Genomic DNA, 19,071 nt, shown 5'->3' on the forward strand with positions numbered 1-19,071 from the left:
GCCTACAGGTTGCGGTACACGTCGCGCCGGTCGCCCACCTTGACGACGAGGATGAGGAGTTCACCATCGTTGATCTGGTAGGCGACCCGGTAGCTTCCGACCCGGAGCCGGTAGAGCCCGGACGGGCCGGTGAGCTTCTTGACGTCGGCGTCCTCGCGGTACGGGTCGTCACCGAGCGCGGTCAGCGCGGTCAGGATGCGCATGGCGTCGGGCCGACTGATGGCCCGGAGCTGCCGATGTGCCGCCGTGGTGAACCGGAAGGCGTACTTCACGCCGCCTCGCCGTCCCGCTCGGTGAACAGGTCTGCCAGCAGTTCCGCCATCGTCACTGTGGGGCCGCCCTCGGCCAGGACCGCTTCGGCTTCGCGCGCCAGCATGACGTCGGCCGCTTCCTCCAGCGCTTCGAAGTCCGCGATCGGGACCACGGCTGCCACCGGAGCGCCGTTGCGCGTGATGACGGTCGGAACGCCTTCCTCGGCCCGGTTGATGTGGTCGGCGAGGTGCGCGCGGGCTTCCCGTACGGTCACGGTGTTCTCGGTCATGAGGTCAGTGTACGCATTTGCGTGTACACGTGGTCCGGTTCAGGGAGTCGCGTTCGCGGGCGATCCTCGACGGGATCGCGTGGTCGATCGCCTGAGGGTCGCCCGAGGCGGTCGCGGGGTGTCCCGGGAGGCTCGTGGGCGCGGTCTCCGGAGGTGCCGGAACACCCCCGGATCGCTCTCCTGTGAGCAGGTGGGACGCCCGATGAGCGGGGTTCCGGGGGTGTGACACACCCCTTCGGAACAGCCTCGCGGGAAACTTCGTGAAGTTCTTCACAAGGAATTCGAGGGTGTCGAGGGGCCGAACGGCCCTCGTTGGACCGTTCGGGGCCCTGGCGGGGTGCCGCGGGTCGTCGGGAGAGTGTTGCGAGGGTGTTTCCGGGGAGTGTCACAGAGGGGTCCGGCGGGGGTCCCACCAGGGGTTCGCGCGACCGGAGGGGCAGCTCACGGGGCCTTGACAACGGGTGCAACCGGACGCGGGGGCCGGTGCCCGGACCCACCCCTACACAAGGGGGCCGCGGAGTTTAACACAGGCCCCGTCGGACCTTGTGAAGGGGCGCACGAGCGACCCCCCTGGGGCAGGTGGATACTCGATGGCATGAGCACCACGGAGCGTCCCAGGATCCTCGTAGTAGGCGGTGGGTACGTAGGCCTGTACGCAGCTCGGCGCATCCTCAAGAAGATGCGCTACGGAGAGGCGACCGTCACGGTCGTCGACCCCCGGTCGTACATGACCTACCAGCCCTTCCTCCCCGAAGCCGCCGCCGGCAACATCTCCCCTCGGCACGTCGTCGTCCCGCTGCGGCGCGTGCTCCCGAAGGCGGAGGTCCTCACCGGCCGGGTCACCACCATCGACCAGGACCGCAGGGTCGCCACGATCGCCCCGCTGGTCGGCGAGGCGTACGAGCTGCCCTTCGACTACCTGGTGATCGCGCTCGGCGCGGTCTCCCGTACCTTCCCGATCCCCGGCCTCGCCGAGCAGGGCATCGGCATGAAGGGCATCGAGGAGTCGATCGGCCTGCGCAACCACGTCCTCGAGCAGCTCGACAAGGCCGACTCCACGACCGACGAGGAGATCCGCCGCAAGGCGCTGACCTTCGTCTTCATCGGTGGTGGCTTCGCGGGTGCGGAGACCATCGGCGAGGTCGAGGACATGGCCCGCGACGCGGCCAAGTACTACAAGAACGTGTCGCGCGAGGACATGCGGTTCGTCCTCGTCGACGCCGCCGACAAGATCCTCCCCGAGGTCGGCCCCAAGCTCGGCCAGTACGGCAAGGAGCACCTGGAGAGCCGGGGCGTGGAGATCTACCTCTCCACCTCCATGGACTCCTGCGTCGGCGGCCACGTGGTGCTGAAGAACGGCCTCGAGGTCGACTCCAACACCATCGTGTGGACCGCGGGCGTCAAGCCGAACCCGGCCCTCGCGCGCTACGGTCTCCCGCTCGGCCCCCGCGGCCACGTGGACACCGCGGCCACCCTTCAGGTCCAGGGCACCGATTACATCTGGGCCGCCGGCGACAACGCCCAGGTCCCGGACGTCATCGGCCGCAAGGCGGGCAACGAGAACGCCTGGTGCCCGCCGAACGCCCAGCACGCGCTGCGCCAGGCCAGGGTGCTCGGCGACAACGTGGTCTCCGGCATGCGGGGCTTCCCGCAGAAGGAGTACGCGCACGCCAACAAGGGCGCGGTGGCCGGCCTCGGCCTCCACAAGGGCGTCGCGATGATCGTCATGGGCAAGATGAAGATCAAGCTCAAGGGACGCCTCGCCTGGTACATGCACCGTGGTTACCACGGTCTGGCCATGCCGACCTGGAACCGCAAGATCCGCATCTTCGCCGACTGGACCCTCGGCATGTTCCTCAAGCGCGAGGTCGTGTCCCTGGGCGCCATGGAGAACCCCCGCGAGGAGTTCTACGAGGCGGCCAAGCCCGCCCCCGTGGCCGCGGCCCCGAAGACCGAGGAGCGGGCCAAGGCCTCCTGACCTCCGGTCCCCGTACGACCTGAAGGACCTCCCGCCATCCGTGGTGCGGGAGGTCCTTCGGCGTTCACACCCCCACCACACCCCTCCGGCCGACGCCACGTCAGACCCGCTGCGGCGCGCGCCGGGGGAGGGGCGGGAGCGGTGTGCGGGGAACAGCGGCGGCGCCTGCCAGGTGACTTCCTGTCAGACGCCGTGTGGCGGTTGTGCCCGGAACCGGACTTGAACCGGTACGCCCGCGAGGGGCAGCGAGGTTTAAGCTCGCCGTGTCTGCATTCCACCATCCGGGCAGGCCATGGGCTCCGCTTTCGAGGCCACGAGCCTATCGGGATACATCTCCCGAACAGCGGGCGGGCGGACCGATGTTGTCTTATTTTATTGATGTCTGAGGGTGCATCAGCCACTGGTACGGGCCATCAGCACTTGCCAATAGCGTTACCTGCGGTGGGCGTCCGCGTACGCGGAATGACGGAATTTCACCGTCCGAACGAGGTGGCTCCACCCGTTCTCGGCCGGGGCGCGAGCGGCGGGGCCGTCATGCCACAGCCGGTCCCTGCTGTCATCCCCAGGTATGACAGCCCGGCTCCCGGTCCGACCGCAGTCGCCCCCGGGAACCGGAACAGCGGCTGACTACACGACCCCGGGCGGCCGGGACGATGGATTCGTCCGGTCCCCTCCAGGACCCACGAACGCCGTCGTCCCGACAGGAGCGCCCTCCCGTGACCACCACACCCACCGTCGACCGGACCACCGCCGTGGCCGCCCGAGCCACGGAACTGTCGAAGATCTACGGGCAGGGAGAGACCCGGGTGGTCGCCCTGGACCAGGTGTCCGTCGACTTCCGGCAGGCCGAGTTCACCGCGATCATGGGCCCCTCCGGGTCCGGCAAGTCCACCCTGATGCACTGCGTCGCCGGCCTCGACACGTTCACCTCGGGATCGGTGCGGATCGGCGACACCGAGCTGGGCTCCCTGAAGGACAAGCAGCTCACCAAGTTGCGCCGGGACAAGATCGGCTTCATCTTCCAGGCGTACAACCTGCTGCCCACGCTGACCGCCCTGGAGAACATCACGCTCCCCATGGACATAGCCGGCCGCAAGGCGGACAAGGAGTGGCTGGACTCCGTGATCCGGATGGTCGGGCTCGCCGACCGGCTCGGCCACCGTCCCGCACAGCTCTCCGGCGGCCAGCAGCAGCGCGTCGCCGTGGCCCGGGCGCTCGCCTCCCGGCCGGAGATCATCTTCGGTGACGAGCCCACCGGCAACCTCGACTCCCGCTCCGGCGCCGAGGTGCTGGGCTTCCTGCGCAACTCCGTGCGCGAACTGGGCCAGACGGTGGTCATGGTGACCCACGACCCGGTGGCCGCGGCCTACGCGGACCGGGTGGTCTTCCTCGCGGACGGCCGGATCGTCGACGAGGTGCACGCCCCCACGGCGGACACGGTGCTCGATCGCATGAAGCGATTCGACGCCAAGGGCCGCACGAGCTGACCGCCGTTCACTCCCGGACCCGAGGCATCCCCATGTTCCGTACCGCACTGCGCACCGTACTCGCGCACAAGGCCCGGCTGCTGATGACCGTGCTCGCCGTGATGCTCGGCGTCGCGTTCGTGTCGGGCACCCTGGTCTTCACCAACAGCATCTCCGAGGCGTACCAGAGGAGTTCGGCGAAGGGCTTCGACCACGTCGACGTCGCCGTACGGCCCAAGTCCCAGAAGTCCGAGGGCGACCGGCTCGGCAGCACACCCGAGCTGACGAGCGCGATGCTCGACACCAGCTCCCGGGTGCCCGGCGCCGAGTCCGCCGTAGGAGTCGTCCAGGGCTTCACCGCGATCGCCGGCAAGGACGGCAAGCTGATCGGCGGTGGCTTCCAGTCCGTCGGCGGCAACTACTCCGGCGACAAGGACCCCCGGTACCCGCTGACGGAGGGCACCGCCCCGCACGGCGAGGGCCAGGTCGCCATCGACTCCGAGACCGCGCGCCGCACCGGGTACGAGGTCGGCGACACCGTCCGCGTCTCCGTCGACGGCCCGGTCCTCACCCCCACCGTCAGCGGGATCTTCACCACCGACGACGGCAATGTCGCCGCGGGCGGCAGCCTCGCCCTGTTCGACACCGCCACCGCGCAGAAGCTGTTCGGCAAGCCGGGCACGTTCGACGAGATCGACGTGACGGCGAAGCCCGGCACCAGCCAGACCGCGCTGCGCGCGCAGCTCGACCGGGCGCTGCCCCGGGGCCTCACCGAGACCACCACGGGCCGGAAACTCGCCGACGACCAGGCCGAGATGATCGCCGCCTCGATGAGCGGCCTCAAGCAGGGGCTGCTGGTCTTCGCCGGCATCGCGCTGTTCGTCGGCACGTTCATCATCGCCAACACCTTCACCATGCTGGTCGCCCAGCGCACCAAGGAACTCGCGCTGCTGCGCGCGGTCGGCGCCACCCGCCGGCAGGTCACCCGCTCGGTGCTGATCGAGGCGTTTGTGGTCGGTGCGGTGGCCGCGGTGACCGGACTGGTCGCAGGCATCGGCATCGGAGCCGGACTCATCTCGCTGATGGGGTCGCTGGGCGCCCGGGTGCCGGACGGCCCGCTGATCGTGTCGCCGGGCACGGTGCTCGCGGCCCTCGTGGTCGGTGTCCTCGTGACGGTGCTCGCCGCCTGGCTGCCGGGCCGCCGGGCCGCGAAGATCCCGCCGGTCGCCGCGATGAGCAGCGTGCACGCCAAGGCGACCACCAGGTCCCTGGTGCTGCGCAACACGCTGGGCGCGCTGTTCTCGGCGGCCGGTGTCGCCGTGATCCTCGCGGCCACCACCATGAGCGGCTCCGACGGCCAGGCCCCCATGGGCTTCGGCGCGGTCCTGCTGATCATCGGCGTGTTCATCCTGACCCCGCTGCTGTCCCGCCCGCTGATCGCGGCCGCCGCCCCGCTGCTGCGCGTGTTCGGTGTCTCGGGCAAGCTGGCCCGCCAGAACTCGGTGCGCAACCCGCGCCGCACGGCCGCGACGGCGTCCGCGCTGATGATCGGCCTGACCCTGATCACCGGCATGACGGTGACGGCGGGCAGCCTCCAGCACTCGATCGACCGGATGGCGTCCGCCGCGCTCCGGGCCGACTACGTGGTGGCGATGGCGAACCGCAACCCGCTCTCCCCGGACGTCGACGCGAAGCTGAAGGACACGCGCGGCGTCACCGCCAGCAGCCCGCTGCGCAACGCCCCCTCCCGCATCGACGGCGAGACGGAGTTCCTGACCGGCGTAGACGGCGCGAGCATCGGTGAGCTGACCGACCTCAAGGTGGACGACGGGTCGTTCACGGTCGCGGGCGACCGGGTCGTGGTGGACCGGGACACCGCCGACTCCCACCACTGGAAGGCCGGTTCGGACTTCACGGTCGCCTACGAGGACGGCCGCAAGCAGACCCTGACGGTCGCCGGGGTCTACGAGGGCAACCAGATGATCCGCGGGATCATGCTCGACAACGCCACCCTCGCCCCGCACCAGAGCGATCCGGCCGACATGCAGGTCATGGTGAAGACGGCCGACGGCGCCTCCGCCGCCACCAAGGACAGGCTGGAGAAGGCGCTCGGCTCCAACCCGGCGATCCTGGTCCAGAGCAAGAAGGACATCTCCGACGCCATCGCGCAGGTGTTCACGCTGATGCTGAACATGCTCTACGGCCTGCTCGCCATGGCGGTGATCGTCGCGGTCCTCGGTGTCGTCAACACCCTGGCCATGTCGGTGTTCGAGCGCTCCCAGGAGATCGGCATGCTCCGCGCGATCGGCCTGGACCGCAAGGCCGTCAAGCGGATGGTCCGGCTGGAGTCCCTGGTGATCTCCCTGTTCGGCGGGGTCCTCGGCATCGGTCTCGGCGTGTTCTTCGGCTGGGCGGCCGGCCGGCTGCTCGGCACCCGGATGGCGACCTACGAACTGGTCGTGCCCTGGGACCGCATGGTGGTCTTCCTCCTCCTGGCGGCGGTGGTCGGCGTCCTCGCGGCGCTGTGGCCGGCCCGCCGCGCGGCCCGGCTGAACATGCTGTCGGCGATCAAGTCCCAGTAGCCGGGGGCGCACCGCGGACCGTACGGCGGAAGGGCCCCGCTCCGATCTCGGAGCGGGGCCCTTTCCGGTGCGCGCCTCAGTGCCAGGTGCGCGGGCGCAGCGGCAGCCCGGAGTCGCCGGAGACCGGCGTGCGGACCGCCAGCACCTGGTTGACGCCGATCCGGTTGTGCTCGAAGGCCAGCGCGGAGGCCGCCATGTACAGGCGCCAGACGCGGGCCCGGCCGGGGCTGGTGAGCCGTACCGCGCGGCCCCAGTCGGCCTCCAGGCGCTCCACCCACCGGCGGAGCGTGAGGGCGTAGTGCTCGCGGATCGACTCCACGTCACGGACCTCGAAGCCGGCCCGTTCCAGCTGGTTGACGGTGGTGCCGACGGGGGCCAGCTCGCCGTCCGGGAAGACGTAGGCGTCGATGAACTCGTCCACGTCGTACGCCGATTCGTCCCGCTGCGGGCGGCGGGCGATCTGGTGGTTGAGCAGCCGTCCGCCGGGCTTCAGCAGGGCGTGCAGATCGCTCGCGTACTCCAGGTACCGCTCGGCGCCGACGTGCTCGGCCATGCCGATCGAGGAGATGGCGTCGTAGGGCCCGTCGACGACGTCCCGGTAGTCCTGGACGCGGATCTCCACCTTGTCCGTCAGACCCTCGTCGGCGACCCGCTTGCGGGCGTAGGCCGCCTGCTCGTGGGAGAGGGTGACACCGACGACGTGCGCCCCGTGCTCGCGGGCGGCGTGGATCGCCATGGAGCCCCAGCCGCAGCCGACGTCGAGCAGCCGCTGCCCGGGGGCCAGGGCCAGCTTGCGGCAGACGAGTTCGAGCTTGTCGCGCTGGGCGGACTCCAGGGTGCCGCCGTCCTCCCAGTAGGCGCAGGAGTACACCATCGACGGGCCGAGGACGATCTCGTAGAAGTCGTTGCCCACGTCGTAGTGGTGGCTGATGGCCTGCTTGTCGCTGCGGCGGGTGTGCAGATGGCGGTGTCTGCGGACCTCCTCGCGGGGCGGGGGCGGCGGGACGGGCGGGCCGGCGAGCTTCAGCAGTTCCCGGCCGGCGGCGCGCACGTCCGGGTCGCGCAGGGCCTGGGCGAGCGTACGGGCGTCCTCGCCGCGCTCCCAGATGTATCCGGAGAGCAGGTCGAGGGCGGTGTAGAGGTCGCCGTCGACGTCGAGCTCGCCGGCGACCCACGCGCGGGCCAGGCCCAGTTCGCCGGGCTTCCACAGCAGCCGGCGCAGGGCCCGCCGGTGCCGTACGACCAGGGCGGGGGCCTCGGGCGGGCCCGCCTGTGAACCGTCCCAGGCGCGGATGCGCACCGGGAGCGGTGCCCCCACCAACTGTTCGAAGAGGCTCTTCAGCCGCAGCGCGGCGTCGGCCATGGCGCACACCTCCGTGACGAGGATTCCGGGTGACACCACGTAAACACGCGCGGGGCCCGGCCACAGTCCCCCATCCGCGTCACAGCTCAGCAAAATAGATGTACGCACCACTCGCCCCATGACTCCCATGGAAGTGCGACAGACCGCCCCACCGACCCGTCCGCGGGTGGCCGGAACTGGTCGGTCCGGGGGCCGACGACCCCTCCGACTAGGGAAAACGCCCTCGCGCCCATGGGGCCGCGACCTACCCTGGGCGCAGGGGCGCGCCCCTGTCGTGACCGACGCTGACTGAGGAACCACGTTTCGTGTCCATGCCGGCCGTACCCTTCGACGAGTTGCCCGCCCCCGTCCGGGAGGCGGTCGAGGCATGTGCGGGGGCCTTCGGGCCGACCCGCGCGGTGGGCGTGGGGGGCGACGGCGGTGCCGTCCTCGTGCTCGGCGCGGACCGCGGGGACGTCCTCGTCAGGGCCGTGCCCGGCCCGGCCGCGACGGCCGCGGACGAGGCCGTCGCGGACCTGCTGCCCGGGGTCTGCCCCCGGGTGTCGTGGCGGGCGCACGCCGACGGGTGGACCGTGCTCGGGTACGCCGGGGTCGGCGGCCGGTGCGCCGACTACTCCTCCGCCGCCGACCTGGTGCTCGTCCTGCGCGCGCTCGCCGAGGTGCAGGGGGCCGCGGCCCCGGGGGCGAACGGCCTCGCCACGGCCGAGGAACACTGGGGTGCGTACGCCGAGCCGGGGGAGGCCGAGCTGTTCCGCGGCGACACGCTGCTGCACGCCGGCTGGGACCCCGGCGACGTGCTGATCGACGACGGGCGGGTCCGCCTCGTCGGATGGGGGCGGGCGCTGCGCGGCGCGGCCTGGATCGACCCCTTCCTGCTCGCCCTGCGGATCATGGCCGCGGGCGAGACCGCGCCGCGCGCGGTGTCCTGGGTGCAGCGCGCCGCCTCCTGGCGGGCCTCCGAGCCCGAGGCCGTCGGCGCGTTCGCGACCGCCGTGGACCGCTACTGGCGGGAGACCGCGGCCGCCGACCCGGCGCCCTGGCGGGCCGCGGCGGCCGTCCACGCCGAGCAGCTGAAGAAGTTCCTCGTCAGTACCCCGTGGGCCGTCCGGCCGTGAGCGGACGACGCCGTTGACAGGCGCCGGGCCCGGTCGGAGACTCGGGCGATGCGTACCACGGTCGGGATCGTCGGAGCGGGCCCCGCGGGGCTGCTGCTCGCGCGGCTGCTGCACCGCGCCGGGATCGAGTCGGTCGTCCTGGAGAGCCGGGACCGCCCCTACGTCGAACAGCGCCAGCGCGCCGGAATCCTGGAACAGGGCACCGTCGACGTGCTGCGCGCGGCCGGGGCGGCCGACCGCCTGGACCGGGAGGGGCTGCGGCACGACGGGATCGAGCTGCGCTTCGACCGCAGGCGCCACCGCGTCGACTTCCCCGGCCGCACCGGCGGCCGGTCCGTCACGGTGTACGCCCAGACGGAGGTGTGCAAGGACCTCATCGCCCTCCAGCTGAAGGAGGGCGGCCCGCTGCTGTTCGGCGCGGAGGCGCTCGCGATCGAGGGCGTCGAGGGCGACCGGCCGCGCGTCCGTTTCCGGCACGAGGGCCGGGAGGACGTCCTGGAGTGCGCGTACGTCGCCGGGTGCGACGGCTTCCACGGGGTCGCCCGCGCCACCGTGCCCGACAGCGTCTCCCAGGTCTTCGAACGCTCGTACCCCTACGCCTGGCTCGGTGTCCTCGCCGACGTCGCCCCCTCCCACGACGAGCTGGTCTACGCCCGCCACGACCGCGGCTTCGCCCTGCTGTCCATGCGCTCGTCCGAGGTCTCCCGCCTCTACCTCCAGGTGCCCGCGGAGACCGACGCGCGGGAGTGGAGCGACACCGCCGTCTGGGACGAGCTGGAACGCCGCTTCGAGACGGCCGACGGCTGGCGGCTGCGGCGCGGGCCCCTCACCCAGAAGTCGGTCACGCCGATGCGCTCGTACGTCCACGAGCCCATGCGGCACGGCCGGCTGTTCCTCGCCGGGGACGCCGCCCACATCGTGCCGCCCACCGGAGCCAAGGGCCTCAACCTGGCCGTCGGCGACGTCGTCACCCTCGCCCGCGCGCTGGTCCACGCCGAGCGGACCGGCTCGCCGGAACTGCTCGATGCCTACTCGGCGACCTGTCTGCGCCGGGTCTGGCAGGCCGAGCGGTTCTCGTACGACATGACGACGATGCTGCACCGCGCGCCCGACGCCACCCCCTTCGACGACCGCCTCCAGCTCGCCCGCCTGGAGCGCATCGCCACCACCCGATCGGCCGAGACCGACCTCGCCGAGGCGTACACCGGATTCCGGTTCGACCAGGTTCCGGATGTGTAGCGGATCGGTCATGGAATGGGGCCGTCCATGGCTGGGAATGAGGCTTCCGCGTAGCGTGTTGCGCACCAGGGCGGGAAAGATCCTCCCCAGGTACTAGGGTCAATCCTTTGCCAGCCCATTACCCTTGAGGCCAAGGCCACGCACGGTGGCCATGGAGGAGTGAAATGAGGAGCAGCAACCCGGTCTTCTCGCGACGGGGGTTCAGCCGCGACAACGGCTACGCGGGCTTCAACACCGCGCCGCAGGCCGGGTACGCACAGGGCAACCCCTACGCGCAGAACCCGTACGCGACGAACCCGTACGCCCAGGACCAGCAGTACGGCGCCCCGCCGCAGGCCCCGGTCACCACCGACCGGATGACGATGGACGACGTCGTCATGCGCTCGGCCACCACGCTCGGTGTGGTCGCCCTCGGCGCGGTCCTCGCCTGGGCCCTGCTTCCGGTCTCGTCCGGCAGCTTCGGGCTGGCGATCGGCTCGGCGCTGGTCGCGATGGTCCTGGCGATCGTGCAGAGCGTCAAGCGCACCCCGTCCCCCGCGCTGATCCTGGGATACGCCGCCTTCGAGGGCATCTTCCTCGGCGTGATCAGCGAGATGTACAACAGCGCGTGGAGCGGCGCCCCGTTCCAGGCCGTGCTCGGCACGATGGCCGTCTCCGGCGCGACCCTCCTGGTCTACCGGGCCGGCTGGATCCGCGTCACCGCGCGGTACGCCCGCATCGGTCTCGCCATCGCGATGGCGTTCATCGTGGTCATGGCGGTCAACCTGCTGCTCGTGGCCTTCGGTGTCGCCGAGGACGGCGGTCTGCGCAGCTTCGGTCCGCTCGGCGCGATCGTGGGCATCATCGCGATCCTGCTCGGCGCCTTCTTCCTGACCCTCGACTTCAAGCAGATCGAGGACGGCATCGCCTACGGCGCTCCCCGCAACGAGGCGTGGCTGGCCGCGTTCGGCCTCACCATGACCCTGGTGTGGATCTACGTGGAGATGCTGCGGCTGGTGGCGATCTTCAGCAGCAGCGACTAGCGGCCGGCGGCCACCGCGGCCGTCGTACGCCCTGTGACGTGGAAGGGCCCCGGGATCCGTCCCGGGGCCCTTTCGTGTTCCGGATGTGCGCGCCTAGAGCAGTTTGCGCGCGGCCCTCCTCAGGTCGTACTCGTGGACGATCGCCTTGGCGTGGCCGTACGCCAGGTTGTACTCGTGGCGCAGCCAGGTGACCTTCTCCTCGAAGCGGAAGAGAGCGGGTCCTTCGTCGACCTCGCGAAGCCAGTCGGAGACTTCACGACCGGTGCAGTGGGGGATGCGGGCGAGCAGGTTGCGATGGGTCTCCTCGGAGAAGACTTGGGACATCGGCGCCTCCGGACGCATTCGAAGCCGGTCCTTCACGTCACCGTGCCTGAGCGTTGGCGTGTTGGCAACAGTCCTGCGGCGACGCGTTACGCTCGCGGCGTGGTTGATACGACGCCCCTGACCCGTGCCGTGGATCACTTCGCCGACCGGTTGCGGGCCGCTCCGCAGAGCCGGCTCCAGCGCAGCGGGGCCGCCGCGGCGCTGGCCCTGGCCAGGGAGATGGCGGTGCGTGCCCAGCGCATCGAGGACCCCTCGGGCGAGCCCCGTGAGATGCCGGAGGCGGGGATGTTCGCCGTGGCGGACCAGATCACGGTCGCCGGGCATGACCTGGCGGTGGTGCTGCGCAGCGAGGCCGAGGTGTTCGATGCCGTCCGTCTCGTCGAGGAGGCGCAGAAGAGGGCGGGGGTCTAGGCGCCGTTCGCGGCCCGCGGTGCGTCGTGGCCGGGCGCGCGGTTCCCCGCGCTCCTTCGGGGGCGCTGTCCCACAGGTCCTACAGGGACGCTATGACGCGGTCCGCCAGGATGTAGACCGTCTCCTCGCCGCACGTGAAGGTGAGGGTGTAGGCGCCCGAGACTCCGGAGCCGCCGAGCAGGACCGGGGTCTCGCCCGCGCGGAGGGCCGCGGCCAGGCGTTCCGCCGTCTCGCGGTGGCCCGGGGTCATGCACAGGGTGGTGCCGTCGGCGAAGACGTAGACGTCGAGGGTGCCGAGCGGGCCCGGCCGCACGTCCGTCAACTCGACGGCGTCGTCGGCCAGTTGCTCCAGCACGGACACGGTACGCTCATGGTCGTTCACGACCGGCGACTGCACCGGTACGAAGTCCGGGTGCGAGGGGTGGCGGCGGCGGGCCGCGGCCAGTTCGGGGGAGTCCCCGGCGAACTCGTCGGCCTCGGTCGCGGCCTCGGCCACCGGCTCCAGCGGCTCGAAGCCCGCGAAGTCGGTCTGGCGGGGCAGGAACGGCTCGTTGTCGAGACCGAGCGGCGTGGGGGCGTCGGAGGCGTCCCGCGCCTCCTGGGCGGCCCAGAACGCGCGGGCCTCGGCCAGTTCACGCTCCCGCTCCTCGGCCAGGGCCTCGGCCACGGCGGCGCGTATCCCCTCCGCATCGGCCGTGGAGCGGGCCGCGGGCAGCAGCGCCCGCATGGTGGCCGCCTGGCTCTCGGCGAGCTGGGTGTGCAGAGCGGCGACCTGTCGGCGCAGCAGCAGGACGGTGCGCAGGACGGCGACGCCCACGGCGCCCGTGGCGGCCGTGGTGAGCAGCAAGGCGATCGGCATGGCGCTCACTGACGTACTCCCGGTTCAAAGTCGACCCCCGACTTCCTACATCAGCTTGAAGGGTGGACTAACCAGCTGTCAGTGCGTAACGTCACGAAACGGACGGGACTTTGGCCCTGGGGATTACCTGTACAACCGCGCTGACCTGCGTAGATATCTCCCGGAAGGGAGATAGGTCACATCCTGGGGGAGATTGGATCACAAATCGGCCCGGCGTTCGAGGATCGCTCGAACGCCGGGCCACCGCATCACGTTGGGTCCCGCGACGGTCACCGAGCGGGCTCAGCTGAGGCGTTCGAGCACCATGGCCATGCCCTGGCCGCCGCCGACGCACATGGTCTCCAGGCCGAACTGCTTGTCATGCCACTGGAGGGAGTTGATCAGTGTGCCGGTGATGCGGGCGCCGGTCATGCCGAAGGGGTGGCCGACCGCGATGGCGCCGCCGTTGACGTTGAGCTTCTCCAGCGGGATGCCCAGCTCGCGGTAGGAGGGGATCACCTGGGCGGCGAACGCCTCGTTGATCTCGACCAGGTCGATGTCGTCGATCGTCAGGCCGGCGCGGCGCAGGGCCTGCCGGGACGCCTCGACCGGGCCCAGGCCCATGATCTCGGGGGACAGGGCGGAGACGCCCGTGGACACGATGCGGGCGAGCGGGGTCAGGCCGAGCTCGCGCGCCTTGGTGTCGGACATGACGACGACGGCCGCCGCTCCGTCGTTCAGGGGGCAGCAGTTGCCGGCGGTGACCAGGCCGTCGGGGCGGAAGACGGGCTTGAGGCCCTGGACGCCCTCCATCGTGACGCCCGGGCGGGGACCGTCGTCCTTGGAGATCACCGTGCCGTCGGGGAGCGTCACCGGGGTGATCTCGCGCTCCCAGAAGCCGTTCTTGACGGCTTCCTCGGCGAGGTTCTGGGAGCGGACGCCGAACTCGTCCATGTCCTGCCGGGTGATGCCCTTCTGGCGTGCCAGGTTCTCGGCCGTCTGGCCCATCGCGATGTAGGCGTCCGGGACGAGGCCGTCCTCGCGCGGGTCGTGCCAGGCGGTGCCCTCCTGCCGGGCGACCGCGGCGGTGCGGGCCTCGGCCTCGGCGAAGAGGGGGTTGTGGGTGTCCGGGAGGCTGTCGGAGTTGCCCTTGGCGAAGCGGGAGACCGTCTCGACGCCCGCGGAGATGAAGACGTCGCCCTCGCCGGCCTTGATGGCGTGCAGGGCCATGCGGCTGGTCTGGAGGGACGAGGAGCAGTAACGGGTGATCGTGCAGCCCGGCAGGTGGTCCATGCCCATCTGTACGGCGACGATCCGGCCGAGGTTGTTGCCCTGCTCGCCGCCGGGCAGGCCGCAGCCGAGCATCAGGTCGTCGATGTCCCCCGGGTCGAGCCCGGGGACCTTGGCGAGGGCGGCCTGGATGATCGTGGCGGTCAGGTCGTCGGGGCGCAGGTCCTTGAGGGAGCCCTTGAAGGCGCGGCCGATGGGGGAACGGGCGGTCGAGACGATCACGGCTTCGGGCATCACGGCTCCAGGGACGTACGGAGAGCGGGCAGGGCCGGTTGGGAAGTTACCCGCACGTAGGCTCCCGGTCACCCGTGCGGGTGTGTGACCCTGACCGCACTTGTCCAAGCGCTTGCTTTGCTCTCCGGGAAGGGTGTGGCAGGCCGGCCCTCACACGCCGGACGGGCTGGAGGGCGCGGACGTCGGCTCCGAGGCGTCCGGCTCCGGCACCCCGCGCCTGCGCCTGCGCTTCAGCAGGGCCCAGGGGCCGCGCGGACCGGTCGGCAGGGCCGCCGTGACCTCGGTGCCGGCCTCCGCCGCCGCCTCGGCCGCCGCCCGTGCCACCGGCAGGAAGCCCTCGCGGCGCGAGGCGTCCGGGCGCTCCTCGTCGGCCGGCCACAGCCCGAGCGCCGCGCACATCGTGGGCAGGACCGCCATCGCGGCCGTGGCGTAGCCCTCCGCCGAGGGGTGGTAGTTGTCGGGGCCGAACAGCTCCCGGGGGTTGGCCGCGAACTCGGGGCCGAGCAGGTCGCCCAGGGACACCGTGCGCCCGCCCTGCTCGATCACGCCGATCGTCTGGGCCGCCGCCAGCTGCCGCGAGGCCCGCCGGGCCAGCCAGCGCAGCGGCTGCTGGACCGGCTCGATCGTGCCCAGGTCGGGGCAGGTGCCGACGACCACCTCGGCGCCGGCGGTGCGCAGCCGCCGTACCGCCGCCGCCAGGTGCCGCACCGAGCGGGTCGGGGGCATCCGGTGGGTGACGTCATTGGCGCCGATCATGATGACGCAGACGTCGGGCACCGGCTCCGCCGCGCACATGACCAGGCCCACCTGGCGGTCCAGGTCGTCGGACTGGGCGCCCGGCAGCGCCACGTTCCGCAGCTCCACCGGCCGCTCCGCGACGGCCGCGAGCCCCGACGCCAGCAGCGCGCCCGGCGTCTGCCCCGAGCGGTGCACCCCCTGGCCCGCGGCCGTGGAGTCGCCGAGCAGGGTCAGCCGCAGGGGCGGGTCGCCCGGGGTGGTGTACTGCCTGCCGTACCGGCCCTCCGCCGTGGGCACCCGCCCGCCGTCCCCGTTGCCCACATGGCGCTTGGCCATCTGCACCTCGGCCAGCAGCAGCCCCACGGCCGCCGCTCCCACCAGTCCGACCCCGCCGCCGCCGTACGCCGCGCCGGCCGCGATCCGCCGGGCCACCCTCGCCCTCGACATGTTCGTCATGCGTCGCCGCCACCTCCTCGTTGCCGTACATCCACTCCTTGCCCCGTACGTGCCGTGCGCCAATCTCAACGGGGAGTGAACGCCCGGCCCCCCGACCCCGGGGGCCTTAGGCTGGCGGAACCACTAGGACCACTTCTTTTGCAAGCGACCGGAGACAACGGTGCGATTCCACGACTCGATGATCAGCCTCGTCGGCAACACCCCGCTGGTGAGGCTCAACAACGTCACCAAGGGCATCCGGGCGACCGTGCTGGCCAAGGTCGAGTACTTCAACCCGGGTGGCTCCGTGAAGGACCGCATCGCCCTGCGCATGATCGAGGCGGCGGAACAGAGCGGCGAGCTGAAGCCCGGTGGCACCATCGTCGAGCCGACCAGTGGGAACACCGGTGTGGGCCTGGCCATCGTGGCCCAGCAGAAGGGGTACAAGTGCATCTTCGTGTGCCCCGACAAGGTGAGCACCGACAAGATCAACGTGCTGCGCGCGTACGGCGCCGAAGTGGTCGTCTGCCCGACCGCCGTGGACCCCGAGCACCCCGACTCGTACTACAACGTCTCCGACCGGCTGGTGCGTGAGACGCCGGGCTCGTGGAAGCCCGACCAGTACTCCAACCCGAACAACCCGCTCTCGCACTATCACTCGACCGGCCCCGAGCTGTGGGAGCAGACCGAGGGGCGGATCACCCACTTCGTGGCGGGCGTGGGCACCGGCGGCACCATCTCCGGCACCGGCCGCTACCTCAAGGAGGCGAGCGAGGGCAGGGTGCGGATCGTCGGCGCCGACCCCGAGGGCTCCGTCTACTCCGGCGGCTCCGGGCGGCCTTACCTGGTCGAGGGCGTGGGCGAGGACTTCTGGCCGACCGCCTACGACCGGAGCGTGGCCGACGAGATCGTGGCCGTGTCCGACAAGGACTCCTTCCAGATGACCCGGCGCCTCGCCAAGGAGGAGGGACTGCTGGTCGGCGGCTCCTGCGGCATGGCCGTGGTCGCCGCGCTGCGCGTCGCCGAGCGGCTCGGCCCCGACGACGTCGTGGTCGTGCTGCTGCCCGACAGCGGCCGCGGTTATCTGAGCAAGATCTTCAACGACGAGTGGATGGCCGACTACGGCTTCCTGGAGGACGAGGGCCCGAGCGCCCGCGTCGCCGACGTGCTCGACGACAAGGCGGACGGCGCGATGCCCTCGCTCGTGCACATGCACCCGGAGGAGACCGTCGGCCAGGCCATCGAGGTGCTGCGCGAGTACGGCGTCTCGCAGATGCCGGTCGTGAAGCCGGGCGCGGGCCACCCGGACGTGATGGCCGCCGAGGTCGTCGGCTCGGTCGTCGAGCGGGAGCTGCTGGACGCGCTGTTCAGCAAGCGGGCCTCGCTGGAGGACCCGCTGGAGAAGCACATGTGCGCTCCGCTGCCCCAGGTCGGCTCCGGCGAGCCGGTCGCGGACCTGATGTCCGTGCTCGGGTCGGCGGACGCGGCGATCGTCCTTGTCGAGGGCAGGCCGACCGGTGTGGTCAGCCGACAGGACCTGCTGGCCTTCCTCGCCAAGGGCGGCAAGCAGTAGGAAACGTCCGGTGAACGGGCCGTGTCGGCGGGGAACTTGCGGTTCTCCCTCAGGGGCGCCGGACTTCGCGGAAGTGGTACGAGCGTGTCACGTGCGCGCAGCACCGGCTTAACACGGCTCCGGCAGATTAGGGGGTGTCGGCAGGGCGGGAGCGGCTCCCCGCCCCGGCCGACGCCGAACGGCGCCAAGGACCTCCGGAGCGGCTCCCGGACCTCCATGGACGCCTAGGACGCGCAAGCCCGGCCCTGACCCGGCCCGCGTCCCTCGCGGGGACCGCCGTCGTCCCGCCCCCCGGCAACGGGGGTGCGGCGGTCCCCGCGCATAATCTTTCCGGCCCCGGCCGGATCCATGCGCCTCGACGCCGGGTCCGTACCCGTGGTGTCCGTACCGGTCGTGCTCCGCCGGTCGTCCCGCGCCGGCCGTGTCCGTGCGAGGGAGTGTCAGTCCTCCCAGCCGGAGCTCTCCGGGGACCTTCCGCGACGGCGGCCGAAGAGGCCCGGGTTGGTGCGGGCCGCCTGGACCACGTTGACGCCGACGATGCCCACCCAGGTCACCAGGAGGCCGGGCAGATGCCCGATGCCGCCGCCGATCGCGGACAGCGGGACCGCCAGGACCAGCGAGACGATGGCGAAGCCGAACCGCTCGCCCCAGGAGTCCGTGGGGCCCGACGAGCGCGGACCGCGGGCCACCTCCATCCGCTGCTCGGCGAGCGTCCTGCGCAGCCGTCGCTCGACCGCGCCGTCGATGCGCCGGTCGATCTTCTCCAGGAACGAGTCGACCAACGCGGACTCGTACTCCTCGCCCAGTTCCCCGCGGGCCCGCAGCGTGGCGTCGAGTTCCTTCTTGAGGTCGGGGTCGCGCGCGTCCATTCCGGTCATGTTCGCCAGGCTAGGGAGGCGCCGGGCCCGCCGCACTGGGGTTAGCCCCCGGGTTGCCCCGGGGGTCCGCATCCGGCGGCCCGGCGGCCGAGTCCGGCCGGTCCCGGCTACTTCACCAGGCCCTTGCGACGGGCGTAGGCGTCCGCCACGTCCTCGGGGTCCTTCTTGTCCTTGTCCACCTGCCGGTTCAGCTCGGTCAGGTCGGCCGTGGTCAGGGTGTTGCCGAGCCGGGCGAGCGCCTTGCGGACCGTGTCGTCGGCCTTGCGGTCGGCGATGAGCGGCACGATGTGCTGGCTCGGGATCAGATGCTTCGGGTCGGCCAGCACCACCCAGCCGTTGGCCTCGATGTCGGTGTCGGTGGTGAAGAGGTTCGCCACGTCGACGTCGCCCTTCTTCAGGGCGCCCTTGACCAGCGGGCCGTCGGAGTCCAGCGACTTGAACTCCTTGAACTCCACGCCGTACACGTCCTTCAGGCCGACCGCGCCGACCTGACGCTTCTTCACCTCGGGCGCGGCGCCGATGACGAGCCTGCCGTTCTGCTTGCGCAGGTCGGCGAGGGAGGCCAGGCCGTACCTGGCCGCGGTCTCGCGGGTGACGACGAAGGCGTCCGAGTCCTCGGCCGCGCCGTACGGCAGCACCTGGAGGCCGGCCGGCAGGGCGAGCGTGAGGGAGTTCTGCATCTCGCCCTGCTCGGTGGGGGTGGCCTTGGGGTCCAGGTAGTTGAGCAGGGCGCCCTGGTACTCGGGCAGCAGGTCGATGTCGCCGCCCCTGAGCGCGGGAATGACGATCTCGCGGGTGCCGAGGTTGGGCCGGACCTTCGTCTTCACGCCCGCCGCCGTGAGGACGGCCGCGTAGAGGTAGCCGAGGATCTGGTTCTCGGTGAAGTTGGCGGTGCCGATGGTGACCCCGCCCTTGCTGGAGCCGCCGCCACCGGAGGCGGAGCCCTGTCCGTCGAGGGAGGTGATGCCGTTCGCGCAGGCGGACAGCGCGGGGACGGAGGCGGCCGCGAACAGGCCGCCGAGGAGGGTGCGTCGATTCATGGGC

Annotated in this window: 17 protein-coding genes and 1 tRNA gene; 8 read left to right on the forward strand and 10 right to left on the reverse strand. The window is 71.5% G+C overall.

The genetic code is table 11. The features are described 5' to 3' along the window. Nucleotides 1-2: 2 nt before the first annotated feature. Nucleotides 3-272 (reverse strand): type II toxin-antitoxin system RelE/ParE family toxin, encoded by a 270-nt coding sequence (locus tag AB0F77_RS06320; RefSeq protein ID WP_361942329.1) that lies wholly within the window; start codon nt 270-272, stop codon nt 3-5. After that, nucleotides 269-541 carry a type II toxin-antitoxin system Phd/YefM family antitoxin gene (locus AB0F77_RS06325; RefSeq protein ID WP_067233910.1) on the reverse strand — a complete coding sequence of 91 codons (273 nt, stop codon included), beginning with the start codon at nt 539-541 and terminating at the stop codon, nt 269-271. Before AB0F77_RS06325 ends, AB0F77_RS06320 begins: the two co-directional genes overlap by 4 nt. Nucleotides 542-1,136: 595 nt before the next feature. On the opposite strand from AB0F77_RS06325, the gene AB0F77_RS06330 reads away from it, so the two are divergent. Then, a complete protein-coding gene (locus tag AB0F77_RS06330; RefSeq protein ID WP_361942333.1) occupies nt 1,137-2,519 on the forward strand; it encodes an NAD(P)/FAD-dependent oxidoreductase in 1,383 nt (460 codons plus the stop codon). Nucleotides 2,520-2,723: 204 nt separating this feature from the next. Here the strand turns inward: AB0F77_RS06330 and AB0F77_RS06335 are convergent. After that, a tRNA-Leu gene (locus AB0F77_RS06335) sits at nt 2,724-2,806 on the reverse strand. Between the two features lie 429 nt (nt 2,807-3,235). Here AB0F77_RS06335 and AB0F77_RS06340 point away from each other — a divergent pair. Together AB0F77_RS06340 and AB0F77_RS06345 are read left to right on the forward strand one after the other, a co-directional pair. Continuing rightward, nucleotides 3,236-4,006 (forward strand): ABC transporter ATP-binding protein, encoded by a 771-nt coding sequence (locus tag AB0F77_RS06340; protein WP_361942337.1) that lies wholly within the window; start codon nt 3,236-3,238, stop codon nt 4,004-4,006. A 32-nt stretch (nt 4,007-4,038) separates the two neighbouring features. Next, nucleotides 4,039-6,567, forward strand: a complete 2,529-nt coding sequence (locus tag AB0F77_RS06345) for an FtsX-like permease family protein (RefSeq protein WP_361942340.1) — start codon at nt 4,039-4,041, stop codon at nt 6,565-6,567. Nucleotides 6,568-6,643: 76 nt separating this feature from the next. Here AB0F77_RS06345 and AB0F77_RS06350 read toward each other — a convergent pair whose 3' ends face one another. Continuing rightward, a complete protein-coding gene (locus tag AB0F77_RS06350; RefSeq protein WP_361942343.1) occupies nt 6,644-7,930 on the reverse strand; it encodes a cyclopropane-fatty-acyl-phospholipid synthase family protein in 1,287 nt (428 codons plus the stop codon). Between the two features lie 311 nt (nt 7,931-8,241). On the opposite strand from AB0F77_RS06350, the gene AB0F77_RS06355 reads away from it, so the two are divergent. The 3 genes from AB0F77_RS06355 to AB0F77_RS06365 all read left to right on the forward strand — a co-directional run bounded on the left by AB0F77_RS06355 (nt 8,242) and on the right by AB0F77_RS06365 (nt 11,306). Continuing rightward, the gene (locus tag AB0F77_RS06355) at nt 8,242-9,045 is read left to right on the forward strand and encodes an aminoglycoside phosphotransferase (RefSeq protein WP_361942346.1); all 804 of its coding nucleotides are present in this window, start codon (nt 8,242-8,244) and stop codon (nt 9,043-9,045) included. A 48-nt stretch (nt 9,046-9,093) separates the two neighbouring features. Next, complete coding sequence (locus AB0F77_RS06360; protein WP_361942349.1) at nt 9,094-10,284, forward strand: 4-hydroxybenzoate 3-monooxygenase; 1,191 nt, start codon at nt 9,094-9,096, stop codon at nt 10,282-10,284. Between the two features lie 164 nt (nt 10,285-10,448). Further along, the gene (locus tag AB0F77_RS06365; protein WP_361942352.1) at nt 10,449-11,306 is read left to right on the forward strand and encodes a Bax inhibitor-1/YccA family protein; all 858 of its coding nucleotides are present in this window, start codon (nt 10,449-10,451) and stop codon (nt 11,304-11,306) included. Between the two features lie 93 nt (nt 11,307-11,399). Here the strand turns inward: AB0F77_RS06365 and AB0F77_RS06370 are convergent, their stop codons facing one another. Next, on the reverse strand, nt 11,400-11,630 hold the full coding sequence (locus tag AB0F77_RS06370) for a DUF4287 domain-containing protein (protein ID WP_361942355.1): 231 nt from the start codon (nt 11,628-11,630) through the stop codon (nt 11,400-11,402). Between the two features lie 99 nt (nt 11,631-11,729). Here AB0F77_RS06370 and AB0F77_RS06375 point away from each other — a divergent pair, with 99 nt between their 5' ends. Further along, on the forward strand, nt 11,730-12,041 hold the full coding sequence (locus tag AB0F77_RS06375) for a hypothetical protein (protein WP_361942358.1): 312 nt from the start codon (nt 11,730-11,732) through the stop codon (nt 12,039-12,041). Nucleotides 12,042-12,120: 79 nt separating this feature from the next. Here AB0F77_RS06375 and AB0F77_RS06380 read toward each other — a convergent pair whose 3' ends face one another. The 3 genes from AB0F77_RS06380 to AB0F77_RS06390 all read right to left on the reverse strand — a co-directional run bounded on the left by AB0F77_RS06380 (nt 12,121) and on the right by AB0F77_RS06390 (nt 15,597). Further along, nucleotides 12,121-12,900, reverse strand: a complete 780-nt coding sequence (locus AB0F77_RS06380; RefSeq protein WP_361942360.1) for a hypothetical protein — start codon at nt 12,898-12,900, stop codon at nt 12,121-12,123. A 282-nt stretch (nt 12,901-13,182) separates the two neighbouring features. After that, on the reverse strand, nt 13,183-14,403 hold the full coding sequence (locus AB0F77_RS06385; RefSeq protein WP_361942363.1) for an acetyl-CoA C-acetyltransferase: 1,221 nt from the start codon (nt 14,401-14,403) through the stop codon (nt 13,183-13,185). A 150-nt stretch (nt 14,404-14,553) separates the two neighbouring features. Beyond that, entirely contained in the window at nt 14,554-15,597 is a 1,044-nt protein-coding gene (locus AB0F77_RS06390) for an SGNH/GDSL hydrolase family protein (RefSeq protein WP_361942366.1), read from the reverse strand. 160 nt (nt 15,598-15,757) lie between these two features. Between AB0F77_RS06390 and AB0F77_RS06395 the strand changes: the two genes are divergently transcribed. Continuing rightward, nucleotides 15,758-17,149, forward strand: a complete 1,392-nt coding sequence (locus AB0F77_RS06395; protein ID WP_361942369.1) for a cystathionine beta-synthase — start codon at nt 15,758-15,760, stop codon at nt 17,147-17,149. 440 nt (nt 17,150-17,589) lie between these two features. Here AB0F77_RS06395 and AB0F77_RS06400 read toward each other — a convergent pair whose 3' ends face one another. Together AB0F77_RS06400 and AB0F77_RS06405 are read right to left on the reverse strand one after the other, a co-directional pair. Beyond that, nucleotides 17,590-18,027 (reverse strand): hypothetical protein, encoded by a 438-nt coding sequence (locus AB0F77_RS06400; RefSeq protein ID WP_361942372.1) that lies wholly within the window; start codon nt 18,025-18,027, stop codon nt 17,590-17,592. 107 nt (nt 18,028-18,134) lie between these two features. After that, complete coding sequence (locus AB0F77_RS06405; RefSeq protein WP_361942375.1) at nt 18,135-19,067, reverse strand: ABC transporter substrate-binding protein; 933 nt, start codon at nt 19,065-19,067, stop codon at nt 18,135-18,137. Nucleotides 19,068-19,071 lie beyond the last annotated feature (4 nt).

This window comes from Streptomyces sp. NPDC026672 (assembly GCF_040638185.1).
GTDB lineage: Bacteria > Actinomycetota > Actinomycetes > Streptomycetales > Streptomycetaceae > Streptomyces.

Excerpts from the sequence above, each read along its gene's own strand:
- AB0F77_RS06385 (WP_361942363.1), bottom strand. The coding sequence starts at position 14,403 with ATGCCCGAAGCCGTGATCGTCTCGACCGCCCGTTCCCCCATCGGCCGC.
- AB0F77_RS06400 (WP_361942372.1), bottom strand. The coding sequence starts at position 18,027 with ATGACCGGAATGGACGCGCGCGACCCCGACCTCAAGAAGGAACTCGAC.
- AB0F77_RS06360 (WP_361942349.1), top strand. The coding sequence starts at position 9,094 with ATGCGTACCACGGTCGGGATCGTCGGAGCGGGCCCCGCGGGGCTGCTG.
- AB0F77_RS06370 (WP_361942355.1), bottom strand. The coding sequence starts at position 11,630 with ATGTCCCAAGTCTTCTCCGAGGAGACCCATCGCAACCTGCTCGCCCGC.
- AB0F77_RS06390 (WP_361942366.1), bottom strand. The coding sequence starts at position 15,597 with ATGACGAACATGTCGAGGGCGAGGGTGGCCCGGCGGATCGCGGCCGGC.
- AB0F77_RS06345 (WP_361942340.1), top strand. The coding sequence starts at position 4,039 with ATGTTCCGTACCGCACTGCGCACCGTACTCGCGCACAAGGCCCGGCTG.
- AB0F77_RS06355 (WP_361942346.1), top strand. The coding sequence starts at position 8,242 with ATGCCGGCCGTACCCTTCGACGAGTTGCCCGCCCCCGTCCGGGAGGCG.
- AB0F77_RS06365 (WP_361942352.1), top strand. The coding sequence starts at position 10,449 with ATGAGGAGCAGCAACCCGGTCTTCTCGCGACGGGGGTTCAGCCGCGAC.
- AB0F77_RS06325 (WP_067233910.1), bottom strand. The coding sequence starts at position 541 with ATGACCGAGAACACCGTGACCGTACGGGAAGCCCGCGCGCACCTCGCC.
- AB0F77_RS06350 (WP_361942343.1), bottom strand. The coding sequence starts at position 7,930 with ATGGCCGACGCCGCGCTGCGGCTGAAGAGCCTCTTCGAACAGTTGGTG.
- AB0F77_RS06380 (WP_361942360.1), bottom strand. The coding sequence starts at position 12,900 with ATGCCGATCGCCTTGCTGCTCACCACGGCCGCCACGGGCGCCGTGGGC.
- AB0F77_RS06405 (WP_361942375.1), bottom strand. The coding sequence starts at position 19,067 with ATGAATCGACGCACCCTCCTCGGCGGCCTGTTCGCGGCCGCCTCCGTC.
- AB0F77_RS06330 (WP_361942333.1), top strand. The coding sequence starts at position 1,137 with ATGAGCACCACGGAGCGTCCCAGGATCCTCGTAGTAGGCGGTGGGTAC.